Origin of the sequence: Bacillus sp. Marseille-P3661, from assembly GCF_900240995.1 — a bacterium.
Lineage (GTDB): Bacteria > Bacillota > Bacilli > Bacillales > Bacillaceae_J > OESV01.
Window position 1 is genome coordinate 445,199 of record NZ_LT965955.1, and the last position, 23,915, is coordinate 469,113.

The window sequence follows — 23,915 nt, forward strand, 5'->3', positions numbered from 1 at the left end:
GAAAAAAGAAAAAAGTTCGACAAGTGCACTGGCACTTGTCGAACTTTTTTTTTCTGTAATGATGGAAGTAAATATAGTAAATCTATGTCTAGAAAAATAGTAAATATTTTAGTAACTATGAACATATATTTTTAATTAGTTACTTAGTCATGGGTTGTTTGGGCATATTACGCAATAACTGCTAAGTTAAGACTAACGGCTTATAATTATGGTAATTACGCCCAAGGATACAGTTACAAAATTTTGAAAATAAAGGGTTTCCCAGAAATTAAAATATGTTAAAATATAGTATATTAAACCTACTATTGTAAAATGGGGATACTATATTAGATATCCAATCTACTAGAAAAGTAGACTATCTTCATAGATTAAATGAAGATTATGGGTCGTTTATAAGCAGAAACTATTATTTTACTGTAATCGGATGAACCTTGTTGACGGTTGGGGGACGATAGGGTGGAATGCTTTTGTTATGGGAGGGAAGGCCTATAAGTAGTAGGACCTAATGAAATGTATGAATTTGTAAGTTAACTCATTAATGATTAGATTGGGGGCAATTATGTGTCGAAGAAGAGTAAAAATTCTCACAAAAAGTTTGTAGCAACAACAATTTCAACAGCGGTTGTGGCTTCAGCGGCGTCTGCTGTAGCAGTACCTGCAATCGATGCAGCTAGTAATTTCAGCGATGTTTCAAAAGGGGCTTTCTATGAAGAGGCAGTGAATGCTCTTGCACAAAAAGGAGTTCTTGGCGGCTATGAAGATGGCACGTTCAAACCTGCAAAACACGTAACACGTGCGGAAGCGGCAAAGATCTTAGCGTATGACTTAGGCCTAAGCTCTCAAAGCGCTACCTCTACATTCAGTGATGTGAAAACTGGTGATTGGTTCTATCAACCTGTGAGTGCATTATCACAAGCAGGCGGTATTGGCGGTTATGAAGATGGAACGTTTCAACCAAATAAAACAATCACTCGTGCTGAAATGGCAAGTATGCTTGTTAAGGCATATGGCTTAAAAGTAGAAGAAGAAGTTAGTCTTCCATTTACAGATGTATCTTCTACTAGTTGGTATGTTTCAGCTGTAGAAGCATTATATGCTAATAATATTACTTCAGGAAAATCAGCGACTAGCTTTGCTCCAAATGATGTGGTGACTCGTGGAGAAATCGCAGCGTTTGTATATCGCGCTAGTAAGCTAACTGAAACGCCAGTCATTAAAGGCTCTACAATCGAAAATATTACAGATACGGATATTACAATTTCGGGTGTTACCTATACGGTAACGGATAGCGTTAAAAATATTTTAGGTTCACACAATGCGGCTGTTTTAGCAGGTGCATCTGTGCAGTTTGAAGAAACAAATGGTGTGATCTCGAAGGTAACAGGACTACAGCTTAATGCTAGTGGTAAATCAGCAACAACTGAGTTTGCTAGCAATGTAGTGTTAGATGGAAAAGGTTCAACAATTTCTGGCAATGTAGTTATCAATGGTGATTACATATCTTTGAAAAATGTAACAGTTGATGGCGATTTAACGATTTCTGAAAAGTTAGCAAATGATTTCTATTCTGAAAAATTAACTGTAAAAGGTGACACAGTTGTAAACGGTGGCGATGACAATACAGTTGTTTTCAAAGATTCAAAGCTTGAAAATGTCAAAGTAAATAAAGCGGACGTTCGGGTCGAAGCAAAAGGTTCAACGACTGTGAAAGAAATTACAATTTCAAAAGACGCGACGATTGTGTCTGATATCACAATCACAAAGATTAAGGTTGAAAAAGACGTGAAGCTTTCGTTAGGCAATGATACTAAAGTTGATAACATCGAGTTACCTGAAGGTGTGGAACTGAAAGATGTAGTAACAAGTAGTTCTGCTAGAAAAAACATAAAAGAAGTCAACGATTCGAGAAATTCAGAGTATAGCTCTGGTAGTGGCGGCGGCGGTGGTGGAGGTAGCAGTAGTTCTCCAAGTACACCAACTCCAGGTAATACTCACCCACCTGTAGCTAAGCCGAGTTTAGATAGAGAAGTAGCAGAAGGAGCAGCTAATTTAGTATTTAATGCTTCGGATTTAGCGACCGATGCTGACGGCAGCGCATTATCATTTACTGGTGCTCCTATTAGTTCTAACGGAACAGCCGCTACTGTGTCACTAGTTAACGGCCAATTAGTTGTTAATGTTGCAGATGATATCCTATCTGATGATGTAACGACAATAACTGTAGATGTAACAGATGGTAAAGCAACTACTACGATATCGTTTGATATTACAGTAACAAATGAATTTATGAATATTACTGGAAACTACGATGGAAACAACGAAACAATTACTGTTCCGGTTAATGTTTTAGCTACAGCAGTAGTGAGTAATATGGAAGTATTAGGCGATTTAATTATCGATCCAGGTGATGATGGTGAAGTTACGTTAGATAACGTTACGGCACAGAACATTATTGTAAGATCAGGTAGTATGAGTTCTGTTATTTTAAATAATACAAGTGTTAGTGGAAACTTAAAAGTTGAAAACGATGATGATGTTCGAATCGAATTTGGTGCAGGTACAGTAGTTAATAAAACAACTGTTAATACAACGGCTAATTTAGAGGTGAATCCTGCAGCTGTAGGTGCAAATGCTCCAATTATTTCAGAAATTGAAATTGCTCCTTCTAATGTCAGTACAACAAATGACTCTGTAACATTAGCGGGGGACTTTGGGAACTCAAAAGTAAAGGTTACTAAGGCTGCAAAAGTTACAGCTGCAACTGAAGATGCACAAGGAAATCCAGTGACTTCTAAGATTAATAGTTTGGAAGTAAACATCCCAGAAGGCGGCGATAATACAGTTGAATTAACAGGGGAGAAGTTTGCAGAAACAAAAGTTAACATTTCAAGTGGTGCCAAGTTAACGGGTACGAAGGTTGATAAAGTCACAGTAAGTGCTGACTCAGGTGCTGTAGAAGTTGATGTTCCTTCAAATGAGGTAGAAGCTGCTGGTAATGCAGTAGTAGCAATTCAACAAGCAACAACTACGATTACACAAATCAAGGCTCAAATTAAGATCTTAGAAGACTTACTAGCTCAAATTACTAAATTAGTGGGTACAGACTTAAGTAAGATTGTTGCATCAGATGAAACTGGAAGTGAAACTCAAACCAATGTATCTGATACAGTTAGGGAAAATCCTGGAGCGCAAGTTACTGAAGTGCCGCTATCTGATTTACTTGCCATTTCAAACATGCAAGTTTCTAACGGCGAAATAAAATTAATGTTTAATATTGCGCGTGAAGAACTTGAAGATGATTTTGCACTTACAGATGTAACATTTGAAGGTTTGGCTGGTACACCTGTACTTCAAGACTATACTGGCAAAACAGCAACGTATACGTTTGATAGAATTGAGCGAGGAACTACACAACAAACGGTTATTATTTCAGCTAGTTATAAAGACTCAACTAATACCGGAGTACTATATGTACCGAAAAATAACAAACCAGTTATTGATAAGCCGATTGCTGATGTTGAATTGTTAGTAGGCGGGGAAAAGAGAATAGATCTTAGTAAAGTATTTAAAGATCCAGATAATGATCCTGTCACATATGCAATAACTGCAGGTACGAATGCAACGATAGTTGGCAATGAATTGGTTATCAATGCAACAACAGCCGGTACGATTAACATTACAGTGACAGCGACTGATAGTCTAGGTGCAACAAATAGTGCATCGTTTAAAGTGAAGGTTAACCATAAGCCTGTAGGACAAACAATTACATTACTTCCATTAAATGAGGGTCATGTACCGCTAGAATATACAGCTAACCAATTAGCGACAGATGCTGATATAAATGACACGTTAACGTTAGTAGCAGGATCAGCAACTTCAACTAATCCAAATGTTGCGAAAGCTGAAATTAAGGATGGAAAGTTAGTTGTAACGCCAGCTCAAAGCGTGTCAGCAGATGGAACAACGACAATTAAAGTAAAAGTTACAGATGGTAAAGAACAAGTAGAAGTATCGTTTAATGTAGAAGTGAAGGATGTTAATCATGCACCTGTAGCTAAAACAATTACAGTAGATCCGGTAAATGAAGGCTCAGCTGCCAAAGAATTTACAATTTCTGACTTAGCAACAGATGAAGATGGAGATACATTAACATTAGTTGCTGATTCAGCTCATACTAGTGACCCAACAGTAGCAACAGCTGCAATCGTTGGTAATAAGTTAGTCGTAACGCCTGCAGCTGATTTAACAACTGATTCAACAGCAACGATTAGAGTAAGTGTTACGGATGGAAAAGAAGTAACAGAAGTATCTTTTAATATTGTTGTAAAACATGTAAACCGAAAGCCTGTAAGTCAAACAATTACAGTAAGTCCCGTAAATGAAGGATCAGCAGCCCTTGAATATACAGTGGCACAATTAGCAACAGATCCAGATGGAGATACAGTAACACTAGTTGCTGACTCAGCACAATCAAGCAATACAGCTGTAGCAACAGCAGCAATCGTAGGTGATAAATTAGTTGTAACGCCAGCAGCAGATTTAAATGCTGATGGAACAGCGACGATCACAGTAAGAGTATCGGATGGAAAAGAAGAAACAGCAGTGACATTTAATGTTGTTGTAAAACATGTGAACCGCAGTCCTGTAGGCCAAACTATTACATTAGATCCGGTAGATGAAGGCTCAGCGGCCAAAGAATTTACAGCAGCACAATTAGCAATAGATCCAGATGGAGATACATTAACATTAGTGGCTGGCTCAGCCCAATCAAGCGATACAGCAGTAGCAACAGCAGCAATCGTAGGTGACAAACTAGTTGTAACACCAGTAGCGGATTTAACAACTAGTGGAACAGCAACAATCACAGTAAGAGTGTCGGATGGAACAGAAGAAATAGAAGTTTCATTTAACGTTGTTGTGAACCATGTAAACCGAAAGCCTGTAAGTCAAACTATTACTTTAGATCCGGTAAATGAAGGATCAGCAGCCCTTGAATATACAGCGGCACAATTAGCAACAGATCCAGATGGAGATACATTAACATTAGTAGCTGACTCAGCACAATCAAGCAATACAGCTGTAGCAACAGCAGCGATAATCAGTGATAAATTAGTTGTAACGCCTGCAGCTGATTTAAATGCTGATGGAACTGCAACGATCACGGTAAGAGTATCAGATGGAAAAGAAGAAACAACAGTGACATTTAATGTAGTTGTAAAACATGTGAACCGCAGTCCTGTAGGTCAAACAATTACATTAAATCCGGTAGATGAAGGATCAGCAGCCAAAGAATTTACAGCAGCACAATTAGCAACAGATGAAGATGGAGATACATTAACATTAGTAGCTGGCTCAGCACAATCAAGCAATACAACAGTCGCAACAGCAGCGATTGTAGGTGATAAACTAGTTGTAACGCCGGTAGCTGACTTAACAACAAGCGGAACAGCAACGATCACAGTAAGAGTGTCGGATGGAACAGAAGAAATAGAAGTTTCATTTAATATTGCTGTGAATGATGTGCCACCAGTAACCCAAAAGCCGACAGTAACAAGTCCGATTGATAATCAATCAGTTACAGTAGGTGGAACACTAGCAAGCATTGATTTAAATACAGTATTTGCAGATAGCGATACACCAAACTTAATCTTTACTGCAAGCTCAAGTGCAGAATCGGTTGCGTCAGCAACGGTAACAGGCTCCACTTTAGTAATCACAGTGGGAGAAGCGGGAGAAGCAACGATTACAGTTACAGCAAATGATGGAACGAACACGGTGAGTGAAGACTTTGTCGTAACGGTAACTGAGGCTGTAACTGTGAAAACAGTAGAGGATTTAGGTGGTTTAGTAAATGACCCTGCAAATACGGGAGTATACACAGTACTACTTAAATTAGCTGATTTAACAGCACAATTAGGTGTAACATCGGGTTCAACAGTGAAAATTCAAGTTGGTGAAGATACACCAATTACATTGGCTTATAATGCATCATATCAAGCATTTGTGAATACACAAATCCAAAACTATAGTGCAGCACAATTGAAAGGTGCAAAAGTTATTGTAGAAAGTGCACCACCAGTAACCCAAAAGCCGACAGTAACAAGTCCGATTGATAATCAATCAGTTACAGTAGGTGGAACACTAGCAAGCATTGATTTAAATACAGTATTTGCAGATAGCGATACACCAAACTTAACCTTTACTGCAAGCTCAAGTGCAGAATCAGTTGCGTCAGCAACGGTAACAGGTTCCACTTTAGTAATCACAGTGGGAGAAGCGGGAGAAGCAACGATTACAGTTACAGCAAATGATGGAACGAACACGGTGAGTGAAGACTTTGTCGTAACGGTAACTGAGGCCGTAACTGTGAAAACAGTAGAGGATTTAGGTGGTTTAGTAAATGACCCTGCAAATACGGGAGTATACACAGTACTACTTAAATTAGCTGATTTAACAGCACAATTAGATGTAACATCGGGTTCAACAGTGAAAATTCAAGTTGGTGAAGATACACCAATTACATTGGCTTATAATGCATCATATCAAGCATTTGTGAATACACAAATCCAAAACTATAGTGCAGCACAATTGAAAGGTGCAAAAGTTATTGTAGAAAGTGCACCACCAGTAACCCAAAAGCCGACAGTAACAAGTCCGATTGATAATCAATCAGTTACAGTAGGCGGAACACTAGCAAGTATTGATTTAAATACAGTATTTGCGGATAGTGATACACCAAACTTAACCTTTACTGCAAGCTCAAGTGCAGAATCAGTTGCGTCAGCAACGGTAACAGGCTCCACTTTAGTAATCGCAGTGGGAGAAGCGGGAGAAGCAACGATTACAGTTACAGCAAATGATGGAACGAACACAGTGAGTGAAGATTTTGTTGTAACGGTAACTGAGGCTGTAACTGTGAAAACAGTAGAAGATTTAGGTGGTTTAGTAAATGACCCTGCAAATACAGGAGTATACACAGTACTACTTAAATTAGCAGATTTAACAGCGCAATTAGGTGTAACATCGAGCTCAATAGTTAAAATTCAAGTTGGTGAAGATACACCAATTACATTAACTTATAATGCATCATATCAAGCATTTGTGAATACACAAATCCAAAACTATAGTTCAACACAATTGAAAGCTGCAAAAGTCATTGTTGAAAGTGCACCACCAGTAAATCAAAAACCAATAGTAGTGAGTGCGATTGAAAATCAAGAGGCTACAGTAGGTGGAACAATAGAAAATATTGATTTATTGGTAGTATTTGAGGATAGTGACACACCAAATTTAACATTTACTGCTATTTCAAGTGCGGAAGCAGTTGCATCAGCAGTGGTAACAGGCTCCACTTTATCAATTTCAATTGGTGATGCAGGGACAGCAACCATTACAGTGACAGCAAATGATGGTACCAGCACAGTAACTGATGATTTTATCATTACAGTATCTGAAGCCGTAACTGTGAAAACAGTAGAGGAACTGGGTGGTCTAGTAAATGACCCTGCGAATACGGGAGTATATACGGTACTACTTAAATTAGCTGATTTAACAGCACAATTAGGAGTAACTTCAAGCTCAGCAGTTAAAATTCAAGTTGGTGAAGATACACCGATAACACTAACTTATAATGCATCATATCAAGCATTTGTAAATACACAAATTCAAGGCTATAGTGCAGCACAATTGAAAGGTGCAAAAGTAATAGTTCAATAGAAAAATATTTAGACCCATAAGTAGTCTTTAGACTGCTTATGGATGTCTATTAAATTTTGGGAGGATCATATGAATAAAAAATTAAAAATAATGTCAATGACTTCATTAGCTATAGCAGCTTCAATATCTTCGGTTGTAGTGGCTAGTCCGGCGATTACAGCGGATGCAGAAGTTCAAGTAACAATTAACTCTTTAGTATTTGAGGATAGCCAGCAAAGTTTAGATTTTGTTGTTAACTATGAGAATTTTGCTATTGAGGCAACTCTTGGAATGGGATCTATTTATAATCATCTAAAAGGTTTAGGGAACGGGAACTTTCCAAGAATTAAAGCTATCCAATTAAATGGAGAATACTTCAATTATGATGACTTTGCTATATACAGAACACTTGGAGGTACTCTAGAAGGAGTACTTACTGATGTAGCAAAAGCGGACTCATCAAATTACTCAAAATTGAAATTTGATGCATCAAATAATGTAATTGGTTATGAGCCATTAAATCCACCTGCGGATGAAGCGCCAATCTTAACTGGCATCTCTATGTCAACAACTGATAATACAATATCGCCAGAAATAACTCAAACAACAGCTGGTACCACAATCACTTTTAATGTTGAACCAACTGCGGTATATACTTCTGGTACAGCTTCGTTATCTGAGGATGCAGATTACGTCTTGACTTATAGTGGTATAAAAGTAGGTGACCATATTTCTACTACTAGTAATTTAATGGAAATAGCTATGAATCTTTTAGATGCAGCTGGTGGAGATTCAAGTGATGGTGTATCTGGACAAACTTTAATAGATAACTCTGGATTTACAGTTACGTTAACTGATGCTGCCAATAACTCAACTACCTATACGGTTGTGTTTCAGTAATTTAGTATTTTAAAGATTGTAAAGAGTCCTATTCTCATAAGAATAGGACTTTTTTATCTTTTATTTTTATTGAGTCTGGGATCTTTTATATTTTCTCTATAACTAGAAACCTATTCTGAAATGTCTTAAACAAACGATATGCCGTATTCAAACAACGCATATAAAAAACTGCATCTCCAGTAATATAAACCTATCAATTTAAGGAGGTGCGCTTTTCACTTACCCAACAAAAACTTACCTTTATCCCCATTACATATACCTAAAACAAAAATACTTCTGCAACTAACCTATGCGTTATTAATAAATATAGGGAGATGTAAATCGCCTACACTGTTTTCTGAATGTAAGAAATGTGTCTATTTTTGTTTGATAGTACAATAGTTTAGAAAATGTTGAAAATTTTGGAAGATATTAATTTAAAAATAAGTCGAAAAATAGTATGATTTAATCAGTTAGGTATTAGGAAAATGGTAGTAACTAGTTGATGAAAGGGCAGTATGATAAATGATTTATTTATTCTAAGACCAAACAAAGGGAAGTGTAGATGTAAGAAATGTATAAAACTCATTTTATGGAAAGGAGATAGAGATTTTAAGACAGATACTGCGTATAAAAAATAATTAATCTCCAAGACTACTAAGAAAACACTCAATGTCAGACATAATGATTTACTATCGGTAATTACAATTAAAGGTGGATGATATATGGAAAGTTTTAAATTATTTCAAAAGATGAATGGAAAATCTATACCGATACTAGTATTATTTATAACTATTGGATTTGTATTCTTTAATTTGCCATTGAAAACAGTTGATGCTGTATCCGCAAATTCCAAAGAAATTTTATTTATCGATTCAGAAATTCAAGACGCTCATATTATTGTAAATAATGTCAGGAATAGAATGGAAGTTGTATTTTTAAACGAAAATGATGGGTTGGATCAGGTTGAAAGGGTTTTATCAGATCGCGAGAACTTAAGTGCCATTCATATCGTCACACACGGTTCTCCTGGAAAGATTGTGTTAGGCGGACAAGAGATATCAAAGGAGAATATTGAAAACTATAAAAAACAATTAAGCAATATTGGAGCTGCGCTGCATCCTGATGGTGATGTACTCTTCTATGGTTGTGACGTAGCAAAAGGAGAATTTGGACAACAATTTATCCAACAACTTGCGGAGTCGATAGGAAGAGATGTAGCGGGAAGTGAGGATCTAACATCCGGTAATCCTGAGAAAGGAAATGCTGTTCTTGAAAGTCAGATAGGTAGCATTCAAACACAATCTATTAATATCAATGGTTGGAATGGTGTTTTACCAAATGTTTCAAAGACCGTTGATGCCGAACAAGTGGTTTCGTTAAATGCGAATGATTTAGGATATCAGGATTATCCATATATTTATTTTGAATCGGTTCCGGGTAATGGAAGCCAACTTGGACTAGGATCTGTAGGTAATTCTATTCAATCAGGTTTTAGTTTTTCTAAGAGTACTGTGGATGGAGGAGATATAAAATTTAGGGCTTCTACACCGGGGGTATATACCTTTCAAGTAAGATGGGAATCAGGTCAGGGTTTACAAGGGCAAAAGGTAGCTCCTTATACGGATGCATTCACCATTACGATATCAGTGCAAAATCCGCAACCTACTAATATTACTCTTGATAAAACAAGTGTAGTGGAGGGCTTTTTTGCTGAGTGGGTTGGTACTCTAACTAGTAATGACAACAGCGGTGATAGTAATACTTTTAGTATCGTTAGTGATCCGGATGGATTGTTTGAAGTAACGACTGTTGATACAAAAAAAGGGGAATTGCGTTTTAAGGAAGGGAAATCAATTCCAGCGGGTCAGAGTGCTCAAGTAGTAGTCAGAGTAACAGATGGCGCCAATCAGTATTTTGAAAAGACATTTACAATTACCTGCACAGAGCTAAATACAACAAATATCAGTTTAGCCCCGGGTGAATCTTATAGTTTTACTTATACGGGTAATGATTTAACTGGAGCAGAGACAGTTGCGCCGGAGAAGGGAACCATTATTATAATTTTTGATGGGGCAGAATACCCTTTATCAGAGGGAGTATATGATGGTGATACGGTAAAATATACTGCACCAAGCTCCCCGGGAACAGATACGTTTGTTTTAGGTGACCAATACTATGTTGTGACGATTACAAGTCCAAACGAAGCACCAACAGGTATTACACTTTCAAAAAGTTCAGTTGCTGAAAATTCACCTGTAGGGACAACAATCGGTATTTTAAATACGACAGATCCGGACGCTGGCGATACGTTTACATACTCTCTTATATCAGGTGATACAGAAAATTTCTCGATTAGTGGAAATGAATTGAGAACAAATGGTGTGTTGGATTTTGAATCGACGAATAGTTATTCCGTTACTGTTAGAGTAACGGATTCAGGAGGGCTTACTTTTGATGAAAATTTTACAATAGTAGTTTCAAATGTCAACGAAGCACCTGTACTAAATCAAAATAGCGTAAATCTAACTGGAACAAATGAAGACACAACAACTTCAGAAATTACAATATCAAGTTTCCTAGATCTAACAGAGCATGATAGCGGTGCCTTAAAAGGAATTGCAATCACAGGTAAGACGGGGAATGGTGTATGGCAATATTTTAACAGTACATGGAAAGCAATTCCTACAGTAAGTAACAGTATTGCGTTTTTATTATCGGAAACGGATAAAATTCGGTATGTACCGGATGCAATGAATGGAGAAACAGCAACACTTTCATTCCGTGCATGGGATCAAACCGTTGGAAGTTCATTTGGATCAGCAGATGTTTCGATCAATGGAGGTACAACAGCATTCTCTTCTGTTGAGGGTACTGCAAGCTTGGTGGTGTCAGGTGTAAATGATGCACCCAACCTAACCTCGGGGGCTTATACCTTTAATCCAGCAGCTAAAAACTTGGTAAGTAATGGAGTTAGCATTGCTGAAATGGTTAGTTTGTCAGATGTTGATCATGATGCAGCCGTAGGAATAGCGGTTTATAGCACTTTAGGAAATGGAACATGGGAATATTATAACGGTATCTCTTGGCAAGCGTTTGGACCGGTATCAGAAGGCAGCTCACTATTACTTCGAGCTACCGATCAAGTACGTTATCAATCTAGCAATTTATCAGAAACAGCAAGCTTTACTTTCCGTGGATGGGATCAATCATCAGGTACACCTGGAACAAAAGTGGATACTACGACGAATGGTGGAAATACGCCGTATTCAATCCATACACAAACAGCATCTATAGAAATACAAAAAAGTAATGCAGCAAATATTTTAAGTTTTAGTATGCCTCAAGCGCTTAAGCCTGCGACGATTAGTGATGGAGCGATCTATGTAGAAGTTGCAGGTACACAGGATGTAAGGAGCTTGGTTCCGATCTTTACTACATCTGATTTCGTTCAATCTATAAAGGTTGGAAGTACGGTTCAAACAAGTGGAGTAACGAATAATGATTTTAGTAGTCCGGTGACGTATGTTGTGACGGCTGAAGATGGAACAACAAAAAACTGGGTTGTAATGGTTAATAGAGCACCGATCGATATTTCATTATCCAATAACCTAGTTGATGAGAAAGTAGCAGCGGGGACAGTGGTTGGTACATTAAGTGGAACGGACCTAGATACTAATGCAGTACTTTCTTACGGAATCCAATCAGGAAATACAGATGCGTTTGAAATTGATCAGAACCGATTAATCACAAAAACCGCATTGGATTACAACACGAATAATCTCTATAACATGACCATTCGTGTGACGGATCAGCATGGAGCGTTTTACGATAAAGATTTTATAATTAAAGTGTTAGATAAAACGCCACCAACAGCAGACGTAATCATGACTTCAAATAATGAACATGATCCTTTAAAAGCAAAAGTTGGTGATTCCATCACATTAAATATTGTTGCGAATGAAGAGATTGCTACACCAATCGTTACGGTAAATGGTAATCCCGCAACGGTGAGTGATAATGGCGATGCTGATGCGAAAACATGGGCAGCCACCTATGAGGTAACAGCTGGGGATGCAGAAGGACTGATTGGGTTCACGCTCGACTTCCAAGACATCAATGGAAATGCAGCCACACAAGTGTCGGACGTGGCATCTGGTGGAATAGTGACCATTGATAAAACAGCACCTACAGCAGCAATGATTACAATTCGTTCAAATAATACAGACGCAACGAAAGCAAAAATAGGTGATACGATTACGCTAGATATTACAACAGATGAGGATATTCAACAGCTAGCAGTAACAATAGCAGGAAAAGGTGCAACTGTAACCAATGCTGGTGATAGTGATGCAAAAACATGGCAAGCCACTTATACCATGTTAGATGGAGATCAGGATGGAAATGTAGGTCTCAGTCTGAATTTTAAAGATTTAGCTGGAAATACATCAACAGAAGTAACATCAACAACGGATGCAAGTTCAGTTATATTCGATGGAACGATTCCAACACCGATCATGGTATCTATGAGTTCTAGTAATGGTAACCCTGAAATTGCCAAAGTGGGCGATACGATTACATTGCAGGTGGTAGCAAGTGAGGCGGTCCAAACTCCGAATATAACAATCGCAGGAAAAGGAGCAACTGTTACAAACGGTGGGGATGCAAAAACATGGCAAGCCACTTATACGTTACAATCTGGTGATCCAGAAGGACCAATACCTTTTACAATGGATTTAATTGATTTGGTAGGGAATGTAGGAACACAGGTGACAACAGTAACTTCAGGAAGTTCGGTTATTTTTGACAAAACGATCCCTACTATTCAATCAGTTACGATGACTTCAAATAATGCACATGATCCAACAATCGCTAAAGTTGGTGATACAATCAACCTTACAATTGTGGCAAGTGAAGATATTCAATCACCAACTGTAACCATTGCAGGCAAGAATGCAACCATTAGCGATAATGGCGATAGTGATGCCAAAACATGGACTGCAAGCTATATGATGGAAGGTGATGATGTAGAAGGAGCAATCGAATTCACACTAGACTTCCAAGACATCGTTCAAAATCCAGGGATGTTAGTAACATATGTAACGTCTGGGAGAAACGTTTTTTATGATAATACGATTCCAACAGCTATAATAGTGACGATTAGCTCTACCAATGCTGATCCAACAAAAGCTAAAGTTGGAGACAACATCAGGCTATCTATATTTGCGAATGAAAATGTAAAAGCACCAACTATTACAATGTTCGGCAAGCCAATAACTGTTATAAATAACGGTAGTCCGGTCTCTTGGCTAGCACAATACACGATGCAAAATGGTGATTCACCAGGTCCAGTTGAATTTACCATTGATATTGAAGATATAGCAGGTAATCGTGGAACGCAAATAACCGAGACAACAGACGATAGTTCGGTTATGGCTTTATCCAATAACGCGAACTTAAGCAGCTTGACATTAAGCAATGGAATAGTTGATCCAGATTATTCACCAAATGAAACAAGCTATAATGCGACCGTTAGTTATGAGGTAACAACCTTAGATGTAACACCAGTTGCGTCAGACGCAACGTCTACAGTGAAGCTCAATGATATGCCGATAGCAAGTGGAGCAGCAGCCAATGTTCCGTTAGCTCTTGGACCAAACACAATCACTGTAGAAGTAACCGCTCAAGATGGAACGACAAAAACCTATACCATCACAGTTACAAGATTGTTATCGAATAATGCAGATTTAAGTACTTTGATTTTAAGTGAAGGCACGCTAAGTCCAGATTTTAATTTGGACATTACAAATTATTCAACAAATGTTGACCCTACTGTATCGGAAGTAACTCTAACAGCTTTACCAGACCAAAGTGATGCAACAGTTGTGATTAATGGGAATGCAACAACATCAGATACGATTGCTTTAAACTTTGGGTCAAATTCAGTACCGGTCGTCGTTACCGCACAAGATGGAATGACAACAAAACATTATATGGTAACCATTAATCGATTGAAATCAGGGAATGCAGATCTAGACTCATTATCTGTTAACAGAGGCACCCTAACACCGACTTTTTCACCTAGTGTGGATGCTTACCAGGTAGCCGTTCCCTATGAAATAACACAAATTTCCGTATCTGCGCAAGTCGAAGATGCTTATGCATCCTTAACATTAAATGGGAAAACAGTTTCGCCAACCAGCGAAAGTATACCTACTATAACGTCAGATTTGATTTCGAATGTAACAACAGGAGATTCAATCCAAGTATCCATGACGGAAGCATTCGATTTAAAAGTGGGTTCTAATCCTATCCCGGTTACTGTAACCGCACAAGATGGTGGTACTAAGGTTTATACAATCATAGTCAATCGTGCAGCACCTCCAAATAGTGATGGTGACGATGGAAATTCTACATCAACTCCTTCTGGAGGCACTAATGGAGGAAATCATAGAAATGCCACGGTTGATTTGGGTAATGGGAATTCACAAAATGAACAGATTGAGATATCAAGAAGTACAACAGTGGATGGAAAACAAGTTGATGTCGTTGTTTTTCAAGAGGATAAAGCCAAATCCATTGTAGAGAAGTCTTTACAAGAAGATCGAGAATTTGCGCGAATTGTTATTGATGATCTACCAAATAATCCTGCTGATGAAGTAGAAGTGACCATACCAAAAGGATCGGTTAATCAATTAGTGGAGGGTAATATTTCTCTTGAAATTCAAACAAATGATGTGAGAGTTGCTATTTTACAAGAAACCCTAAAATCATTGCAACAATTGGGGATGGATCTTTATTTTAACATCGTGCCGATTAAAGATGAGAATGAGAAAAAGCAAGTAGAAGAACGAACTCTAAGTGCAGCTGAAGTACAAAAGATTGCTGGAAATAGCAATGTCGTGGTCCATGGAAAGCCTATGATCATTGAAACGAATTATAAAAACTACCCAACAAAGGTTGTTTTTCCACTAACGGGCCTTAAGTTGCCAAGTGATCCGAAGGAAAGAAAAGCGTTAGTGGATAGCCTAGCTATTTATATTGAACATAGTGATGGCGAGAAGAAGGTACAAAAGGGAAAAGTTATGTTTGATGATAACGGAAATCCTGTAGGACTTGAAATTGAGATTAACAAATTTAGTACGTTTACCATTATTAGTGTTCAACCTAAGGATGAAATAACCTTAACAGATGTGGAAGGACACTGGGCAGAAAAGCCAATTCGTGAATTAGTTTCTATGAAAGCAGTCAACGGCTATCCAGATGGGACATTCAAACCAAACACTTCAGTCACACGAGCTGAATTTACTACGATGGTTGTGAATGCATTGCAAATAAAGAATAATGGAAATGCTAAGACGTTTGATGATATTCAAAAGCATTGGGCAAAAAATAGTATTGAAATTGCGGCAGCAAACGAAGTGGTTAATGGATTAAGTGAAACGCGCTTTGGGCCTGATGAAACGATTACGCGCGAACAAATGGCAGCTATTATTGTCAATGCAGGAAAAATGGAGATGATAGAAAATAAAGCAAGTTTCAAAGATTATAATGAAATTGGAAGTTGGGCTGAAGGCTCTGTTAATACTGCAGCATATTATAAAATCGTTAACGGATTGCCTAACCAAACCTTTAATCCAAAAGGAAAAGCAACGAGAGCCGAAGCAGCAGCAGTGATTATGAATCTTTTAAACAAATAACTTACGGAAAACCCTCCATGGTGGAGGGTTTTTTCTATATATGCGCGGAGCCTTATTGCCATAGATAGGAAGGATTCAATAGTATGATCAAAGAATTCTACTAATCATTCATTTATACAGTATGCTTTTTCTTGGTAGTAGGAGTATTTGCGGACATATGGTACCTTATTCGCCTAAAAAAGGGGCCTTTGATGGTTTTTCCGGACATTGAGATCGTTATTTAATAAAAATCATCAAGAAATAGATGGATTTCTTTGTATTAGCGGAACATATGTCCGTGAAACTTTTAAAATAGCCATTTTTGAGTGAATAACGGATTGTATGTCCGGGAAATTTTCAAAAATCATGAAAGGACGTGCATTATTTCCTAACCTCTACTACAAGTGAACTATATTGTTCGTTTTCGATATACACATCTACTTTCCATATGCCGGCTGAGGGAAATTTAACAGTAGATATCGCTGATGTAACGTTAGAAATACCAGCATCACTCGATACATCACCTATAGTAAGCAGCGGGTCTATTACAGAATCGCTGCTTTTATTTGTGGCTTTCAGAGTGATTGTTTTATTAAGAGCGTTTTCGGGATTTTTAATAAATACCCACTTGGCAGCTTGTTCTTTGTCTTGATAAAAAGGCTCTGCTATTTGGAGTCCAAGCACATTTTTATCACCAATAAGAGAAATATAGTGTTCACCTTCTTTTACAAAAAAAGTATCGGTTATTTTCCATTCGGTGGATTCAGCATTGGAGCAACCAGGAAGAATCATAAAAATGAAAAGCAATAATAATAGGTATCGTTTCATCATATTGCAGACTCCTTGTTTTCTGTTTGTAGACTAGAATGATCGATATTCAAATCAAATAGTATCATTCTAACTATCATTGCGCCACAAGTGTCGTTAATTTATAGAGTCATACTAGTAAACTAAACTAGTTATTTGAGAGAGTTATGTAGTTCTAACGTATACCGTCTTTTTAAATTGGAAATAACTGTAGTAAAAAGAGGTTATACGTATGAATATAGACGGAGATTTTTTTATTGGTTTGTTTTGGGGAATGTTGTTGGCAGTACCACTATGGATGTCTGTATTTGGTTGGATTAAAATTATCATATGGTTAATTTAACGATGGTACAATTAAACATTTTTAATTCATTAATGAACAATATTACTGTTGTATTACTATTTACCTAGAAATCTAGCAATTTAGTAGATTTATGCTAAAATGGTGAGTAAACAGCTTGCTATAAAGTGAGGGGACTTATGAAAAAACTCTATATTATACTGTCAATAATCTTGCTATTAGTTGTTGGAGCAGGTGGTACTGCTTACTACTTTTTGAAAATTAAAACGTATGATTTAAGTCAGGATCAGGAGCTTGCTCAAATTGCTGAGGAAGAATATGTTGTGGAATTGCCACCGGTTGATAGTCCGATTCAGGAAGAGCATACATCAACAGATCAAGAATCAGCAGAAGAGAAGGTTGAACCTTCTTCTGAGGAGCCTATAGATAAAGATCCGCAAAAAGATGGAACTGAAGATAGTGAAGACAGTGGTGAATCTGAAGAACAAAAATCAGACATAAAACAATCACAGCCTAAAAAAGTAACGGCTGCAAGTATAAAAGAAAAATATCGTCCATCCTTTGAAAACTTAGAATCTCAAGCGAATGCCAAAATCAATTCATTAGTAAGTCGAGCAATTAGTGAATTTAAAGAAAAGAAAGCAAATGGCGAGAAAATATCCGTTAGTTATTTTCTAACGAAATATAATACAGCAGGTGAGTCATTGGAAGCAAAAACAGATCAAGCATTTGAAAAGGTGTTTGCAGCTCTTCAAAACGAACTGAAAGCGAACGGTTTCGATCCAAGTGAAGCGGAAGATGTACGTGCGGCGTATGAATCGGCAAAAAAGGAACGTCGTAATGCATTGATAGCAAAAGCGATGGAAAATATGTAGTGAATAAAAAGTATTAGCAATTGATAGTCGTGATCCATTTTCCATATGTAACAGTAAGCCCAACACCTTCGGAGTTGGGCTTTTTAAATATTCGACAAATCCCGACAAGTGCCTGTCACTTTGCACTACAAGTGCCACTTTGTACTTGCACTTATTATGTCACTTTGTGCTTATTAGGACACTTTGCACTTATTAGGTTTGTGCTTATTAGGCACTTTTGTACTTTCTGGGCCTAGTTAGTGAATTTAACGAATGTCATGAATCGTTTTAGGATGGATGCTAGTTGTTCTCTTGTTGTGTTGTCTGTTGGGTTGAAGGTTCCTTTGTCGTCACCGCTCATAATGCCTGCTTGAGTGATGATTTCAACGTCACCTTTTGCCCAGTCGCCAACTTCGTTATAATCACTATATTGGTCAGCCGGACTTACGAAAGTTTTTAATTGCGTAGGATCATATGATGTATAGTCCATAGCGCGCTTGATCATAGCTGCGGCTTCTTGGCGTGTGACCGTTTGATTTGCCTTAAACGTACCATCTTCATAACCACCAACTAAGCCAGCTTCAGCAGCGACCGCTAAATCCTTCGCAAACCACTCATTCCCCTTTACATCCTTAAAGCTTACTTTTGTAGCCTGCTGCCCTTGTAGGCCAAGTGCACGAGTTAATAGGATCGCAAGCTCCGCACGAGTTGTTTCTGCTTTTGGTGCAAAGTTTTGATCGTCTACGCCTTTAATAATAAGCTTGTTAGCTAAAGTTGTGATATCATTTCTAGCCCATGATCCTTCTATATCCGCAAATGAAACATCATTTTCTACTACAGTGTACATACTATTCGAACGGCTCTTGAAGGTAATATCTTTGCCGTTTGCTAATGTTGGAACAGGCGCAAGGGAACCGTCATGATTTAAACGAACAGCGACAATTTGATTAGGATTAACAGATTTAGAAGCTGTAACAGATCTATTAATATATTGTGTGAATTTATCAATCTCTAAACTCTTGTCACCAGAACGAGCATGAATGGTAAATTCAAGAACAGGTGCCACTGATTGCAGGTTTTGATCCGCTAAAGCATCCCCGTTATATTCCACAGCATTCACTGCAATTGAAACTTCAACATTTTCAGCTGAAACGCCAAGTTGATTCGCAAGTGAATCAATGTTAATTTCTTTCGCAGGAAGTTCATATTTACCTTCAGTTGTTGCAATCTCAATGACAGTATTCGGATTATAAGCGACAAGTGCTGCAATAGCATTTGTTGAAATAACGGCTTCAGCCACTTCATTTTGAGCTTTACTAATCGTAATGGCTACTTTTTCATTAAGTTCACCTTTAGAAATTAACTCAGCAATTTTTGTTTCATCGGCTTTGGCAACAACCTTAACAACTCCGTTAGGTAAGGTTACTTTTTCTATATTACCAGTAGCATCGTCAGGTGGGGTGGTTGGTTGTGTAGAAACACCACCAGCGTTATTTCCATTAGAACTATTACTATCGGTATTATCACTATTAGATAGTGGATTTTGGATCGTAATTTTCTCCTGGATGACTGTATGTGTTCGGCCTGCTGTATCTTGAATTTTGGCACATAAAATAAATGAGCCAGATTCATTAAAAGTCAGTTGATTATCATTTAAACTTGGTAATGTAGTAGTCTCACCTGGAAGATTTTCAATATCCCACGTTAAATTTGAATCCGTAATGCTTAAATCCTTTAATACCTGTAATAGCTCAGAGATGTTAGCGATATCATCACCATATGATACAATAAAGTCTTTTGACGAATTATCTTTTGTAAAAGTATTGCCATTTACAGCGTTTACTACTGTAGTTGTATCGTCACCATTCACATATTGCATTTTACCGCCTTTATAACGGAATAAAGAAGATGTTAAGGCATCTTGAACTAAGTTTTCATCATCAGTTTCGGAAATAACATTTTCATAGATACCAAAGAAATCATCTAAAGAAATGCTTAATGACTGTTGGATTTTACTATCCAATGCAGCGGAATTTTCTTCACCATACGCTGTTTTAGCAGCAGCTAAGATTTCGTTTGTTATTTGTGATGTATCTAGATTGCTAGTCATAATCGTAATCATGGTGTTTTCTAAATGATTAGGTGAATAGTACACAGCGATAAAGTCAAAGAGCTGGTCTAATGTTAGTTCCCAATCAGACCCAAATAGCGTTTCTAGATTAGTGCTATTCTCAAGCTTAAAGTTTGTCCACTTTTCTGCAGCAGATTCAGTGGATGTTCCAGATAATTCACCATTAAGCATATCAATTACAGTTACCGTTATTAATTTTATCGCATCTTTTTTAGAAGTAGCATCACCTGCAAACGTAACGTTTGCAAAAACATCATTCCATACAGGAGAGATAACGGTTATTTCACTTAAAACCGTATTAATATTTTGTTTCTCCCAGTCTCTTAGATTGGGCATTAATAGGTTAATATTATTTTCTAGCTTTGTATATCGAGGCGTTGTATCTTCAGCTGATGCTAAAGAGGGTGCTGCGACACTAAATACAGCACTAACTGCGATTGAAGTGGCCAACGTCGATTGTAATGCTTTTCTTTTTGTCATACTCATTTCTCCCTATCACCTCTATGCTCTGTTTATCTCTTTTAGACACTTTTTAAGTATATACGGTAATAAAGGGAGCAACAATGCATTTAAGCTAAAATCAAGGAAATGGTGATTATTACCTAAATGCTAAGCACAACTATATTTGTGTAAATAAAAACAAGCATCCTGTCCTTAAAGATGCTTGTTTAAAAGATTCCAAGAAACTTTTTTCGTTTAATTCGTTCGGGTGGTCCGGCATAGATGGTTTGGTTGTTTGCTACGATTTCAGCGTTTTCTTGGAAGTAAAAACGAGTTTCGGTTCCAAATTCCTTTTCAATCACCTCGTAGGCGTCTCTTAGTTTGTTGGCACGGGTCGTAACATTGTGGGTATCTGATGCAATGAAATGGGCCATGCCAGCTTGTATCAAATTAAATGAGAACTTCTGAATTTTCTTTCCAAAATCTCCAGTTATACTCGAGGCGGTTAGTTGAGTTAAAGCCCCTTTTTTAACTAAATGATAAAGTGTATCCGAATGTTCAATAATTTGTGAGTTGCGTTCGGGATGAACGATGATTGGCTTTAATCCTTTTACTTGAAGATCAAAAAGAATTTGACCTGCATATTTAGGAACGTGACTTGATGGGAGTTCGATGAACAAATACGGTGTGTGATTTAATGTGAGTATTTCTTCCTCATCGTAGGCTTCCGGTATTTCTCCATATATCCTGACCTCTTGACCTGGTAAGATAGTTAGCTCGATTTCTTCTTCTAGTAGTCTTTTATTTAAGTATTCTACTTCTTGTAGAATTTTGGTTTTTGCATTTTCATAGGAACCGTTTTTATGGTGAGGTGTAGCAAACATGGTCTTTATTCCGTTGCTTACAGCGTGCTTAGCAAGCTCGAGACTTTCTTCGATTGTTTTGGGTCCATCATCTATACCTGGTAGGATATGACTATGTAAATCAATCACTGCTTTTCCCTCCTTATGTAAAAAAATCCCTGTCTCAATAAGTAATCCTATTTTACCATGGATTACAAAATCTAGAAACAGGGAAAAATTGTCGAACAAGTAGTTTATTTGTTACCGTAGTAGTAATAATATTGGTTTTGCTTTAATTCTTTATGGTTTAAAACGGCACCTAGTAGCTTTGCTTTGGCGTTTCGTAGCAAGTCTGATGCTTTAATGGCCATTTCATATTCAGTTTGTCCGCTTTTGGTTATTAATATAGAGCCATCAGCAATATTTGCAAGAACATGTGCATCGGTTACTGCTAAAACTGGCGGTGAGTCAATTAAGATCATATCAAATTGCTCTGCACAATTTTGTAAAAGTTTTTTCATCGCTATCGATCCTAACATTTCAGCAGGGTTAGGTGGAATAGGACCTGATGTTAATACACTTAAATGGTCAACCTCTGTGCTTTTAATAGCATCTTCGAGAGTGGCTTGACCTGTGAGGACGTTTGTTAGTCCTACTGTATTATCAACCTTCATTGTATAGTGTACAGTTGGTTTGCGTAAGTCTGCATCAATTAATAGAACTTTTTTATCCTGTTGTGCAAACACAACGGCTAGATTCGCAACAGTCGTAGACTTTCCTTCGGCAGGACCTGCAGATGTGATAACGATCGTTTTTAAGTTTTGATCAACTGCTGCGAATTCAATATTTGTACGAATCGTTCGATATTGCTCAGAGATTGGTGACTTTTTTTCGTAATGAGTGATTAAGCTGCGATGCTTACTATCTGCGAAACTAGTCTTTTTCGATTTGCGTCTAAGAGCCAACATGTTCACTTCCTATCTTTGCAGATGCAATCTGTTGATCACGGACTTTTAGTTCCTTTTCTACATCAATAACTGTAACGGTACCTAATACAGGAAGATCCAGTATTCGTTCTACATCTTGTTCAGATTTAATGGTGTTATCAAGATACTCTAGTAAAAATGCAAGCCCGACACCTGCCATTAAGCCTACAACGATCGCAATGGCAATGTTCAACGTAGGTCGCGGTTTAATGGGTGATGGATTCCCACCTTCATCTGCTTGGGCTAAAATGCTTACGTTATCAACGTTCATAATATTAACAATGTCGCGTTGGAAAACGGTAGCGGTTGTATTTGCGATTTTGGCAGCCATCACAGGATCAGGGTCTTGTACAGTAATCGCAACGACTTGAGAGTTATTTTCGCTACCAACTGTAATTTGGCTGTTTAATTGTCCGTATGAACGGTTTAGTTCCAATTCTTCGATAACTTTGTCTAAAATAACTGGGCTTTTAATAATGACATTATACGTATTAATAAGTTCGATATTTGTGCGAATGTCGTTTACATTATAGATTGCTTGTTCACTTTTGGCTTGGTTAACTAGTATTTGAGTAGAAGATTGATAGATAGGTGTTAACACAAAGAAACTTATAATTGCACTTGCAATAGCAGCAATGCATGCAAGCGATATAATTAACCATAGACGTTTTTTAAGCGTTTGGAATATTTCTTTTAAACTGATTTCTTCCATGCTTTCTTTCATGTACGTTCCTCCAACTTTTTTTCTTTTATATGAAAATTAGAGCATTCATTGTTGCTCTGGTGTTCATCACCAAGGTGGTATAGAAACTTCCTTTTGAAAAAAAGAAATCATCGAAAAGTGGTGGTTATATATACCTACAAGGTTAAATGAGCACATTTAATATCCTATGAAAAGCAAAACTGTTGTTATTATACCACATTCTATTTCATTTGAAATGACGACTTTACATTTTTCTATAATCTGGAGAAATATATAACTAACAATATTTTCTTGATCTATTATCGATAGAGATGATATAAAATTGTTTACGATATATAGGAGTTTAGGATTATTATTTCAAATAAATTATAAAATTCTGTTAATATTTTGCCATTTTATTACAAGGGGACAAACGAAGCTTAAACATATTGACAAACCACCTAATTTATACCAAAATTAGAGAGAATATATAGCTTTAGAATTAGGGAAGATTAACTATAAAAATTAGATGGATAATTCGGAAATATAGGAATTTTTGGTAATAGGTACCATATTATAGATAGAGTGAATCAGGTAGATCAGACCATTACTATATTA

9 protein-coding genes are annotated in these 23,915 nt (G+C 37.3%); 4 read left to right on the forward strand and 5 right to left on the reverse strand.

The genetic code is table 11. From position 1 onward, the window contains the following. The first annotated feature begins 561 nt into the window (after positions 1-561). The 3 genes from C1724_RS18875 to C1724_RS18885 all read left to right on the forward strand — a co-directional run bounded on the left by C1724_RS18875 (position 562) and on the right by C1724_RS18885 (position 16,274). On the forward strand, positions 562-7,716 hold the full coding sequence (locus C1724_RS18875; protein ID WP_102348303.1) for an S-layer homology domain-containing protein: 7,155 nt from the start codon (positions 562-564) through the stop codon (positions 7,714-7,716). 69 nt (positions 7,717-7,785) lie between these two features. Further along, positions 7,786-8,595 carry a hypothetical protein gene (locus C1724_RS18880; RefSeq protein ID WP_102348304.1) on the forward strand — a complete coding sequence of 270 codons (810 nt, stop codon included), beginning with the start codon at positions 7,786-7,788 and terminating at the stop codon, positions 8,593-8,595. A gap of 704 nt (positions 8,596-9,299) precedes the next feature. Then, positions 9,300-16,274, forward strand: a complete 6,975-nt coding sequence (locus tag C1724_RS18885) for a DUF4347 domain-containing protein (protein WP_102348305.1) — start codon at positions 9,300-9,302, stop codon at positions 16,272-16,274. 360 nt (positions 16,275-16,634) lie between these two features. Here the strand turns inward: C1724_RS18885 and C1724_RS18890 are convergent, their stop codons facing one another. Further along, positions 16,635-17,084 (reverse strand): hypothetical protein, encoded by a 450-nt coding sequence (locus C1724_RS18890; RefSeq protein ID WP_102348306.1) that lies wholly within the window; start codon positions 17,082-17,084, stop codon positions 16,635-16,637. A gap of 456 nt (positions 17,085-17,540) precedes the next feature. Between C1724_RS18890 and C1724_RS18895 the strand changes: the two genes are divergently transcribed. Continuing rightward, positions 17,541-18,236: a hypothetical protein gene (locus C1724_RS18895; protein ID WP_102348307.1), complete on the forward strand. Its 696-nt coding sequence runs from the start codon at positions 17,541-17,543 to the stop codon at positions 18,234-18,236. A gap of 232 nt (positions 18,237-18,468) precedes the next feature. Here C1724_RS18895 and C1724_RS18900 read toward each other — a convergent pair whose 3' ends face one another. From C1724_RS18900 to C1724_RS18915, 4 genes are all read right to left on the reverse strand, one after another. Further along, positions 18,469-20,826 carry an S-layer homology domain-containing protein gene (locus C1724_RS18900; RefSeq protein ID WP_180994333.1) on the reverse strand — a complete coding sequence of 786 codons (2,358 nt, stop codon included), beginning with the start codon at positions 20,824-20,826 and terminating at the stop codon, positions 18,469-18,471. A 188-nt stretch (positions 20,827-21,014) separates the two neighbouring features. Further along, positions 21,015-21,779: a tyrosine-protein phosphatase gene (locus C1724_RS18905; protein WP_102348309.1), complete on the reverse strand. Its 765-nt coding sequence runs from the start codon at positions 21,777-21,779 to the stop codon at positions 21,015-21,017. A 104-nt stretch (positions 21,780-21,883) separates the two neighbouring features. Further along, positions 21,884-22,597: a CpsD/CapB family tyrosine-protein kinase gene (locus C1724_RS18910; protein ID WP_102348310.1), complete on the reverse strand. Its 714-nt coding sequence runs from the start codon at positions 22,595-22,597 to the stop codon at positions 21,884-21,886. Further along, the gene (locus tag C1724_RS18915) at positions 22,584-23,339 is read right to left on the reverse strand and encodes a YveK family protein (protein WP_374703474.1); all 756 of its coding nucleotides are present in this window, start codon (positions 23,337-23,339) and stop codon (positions 22,584-22,586) included. The genes C1724_RS18910 and C1724_RS18915 overlap by 14 nt, the downstream gene beginning before the upstream one ends. Positions 23,340-23,915 lie beyond the last annotated feature (576 nt).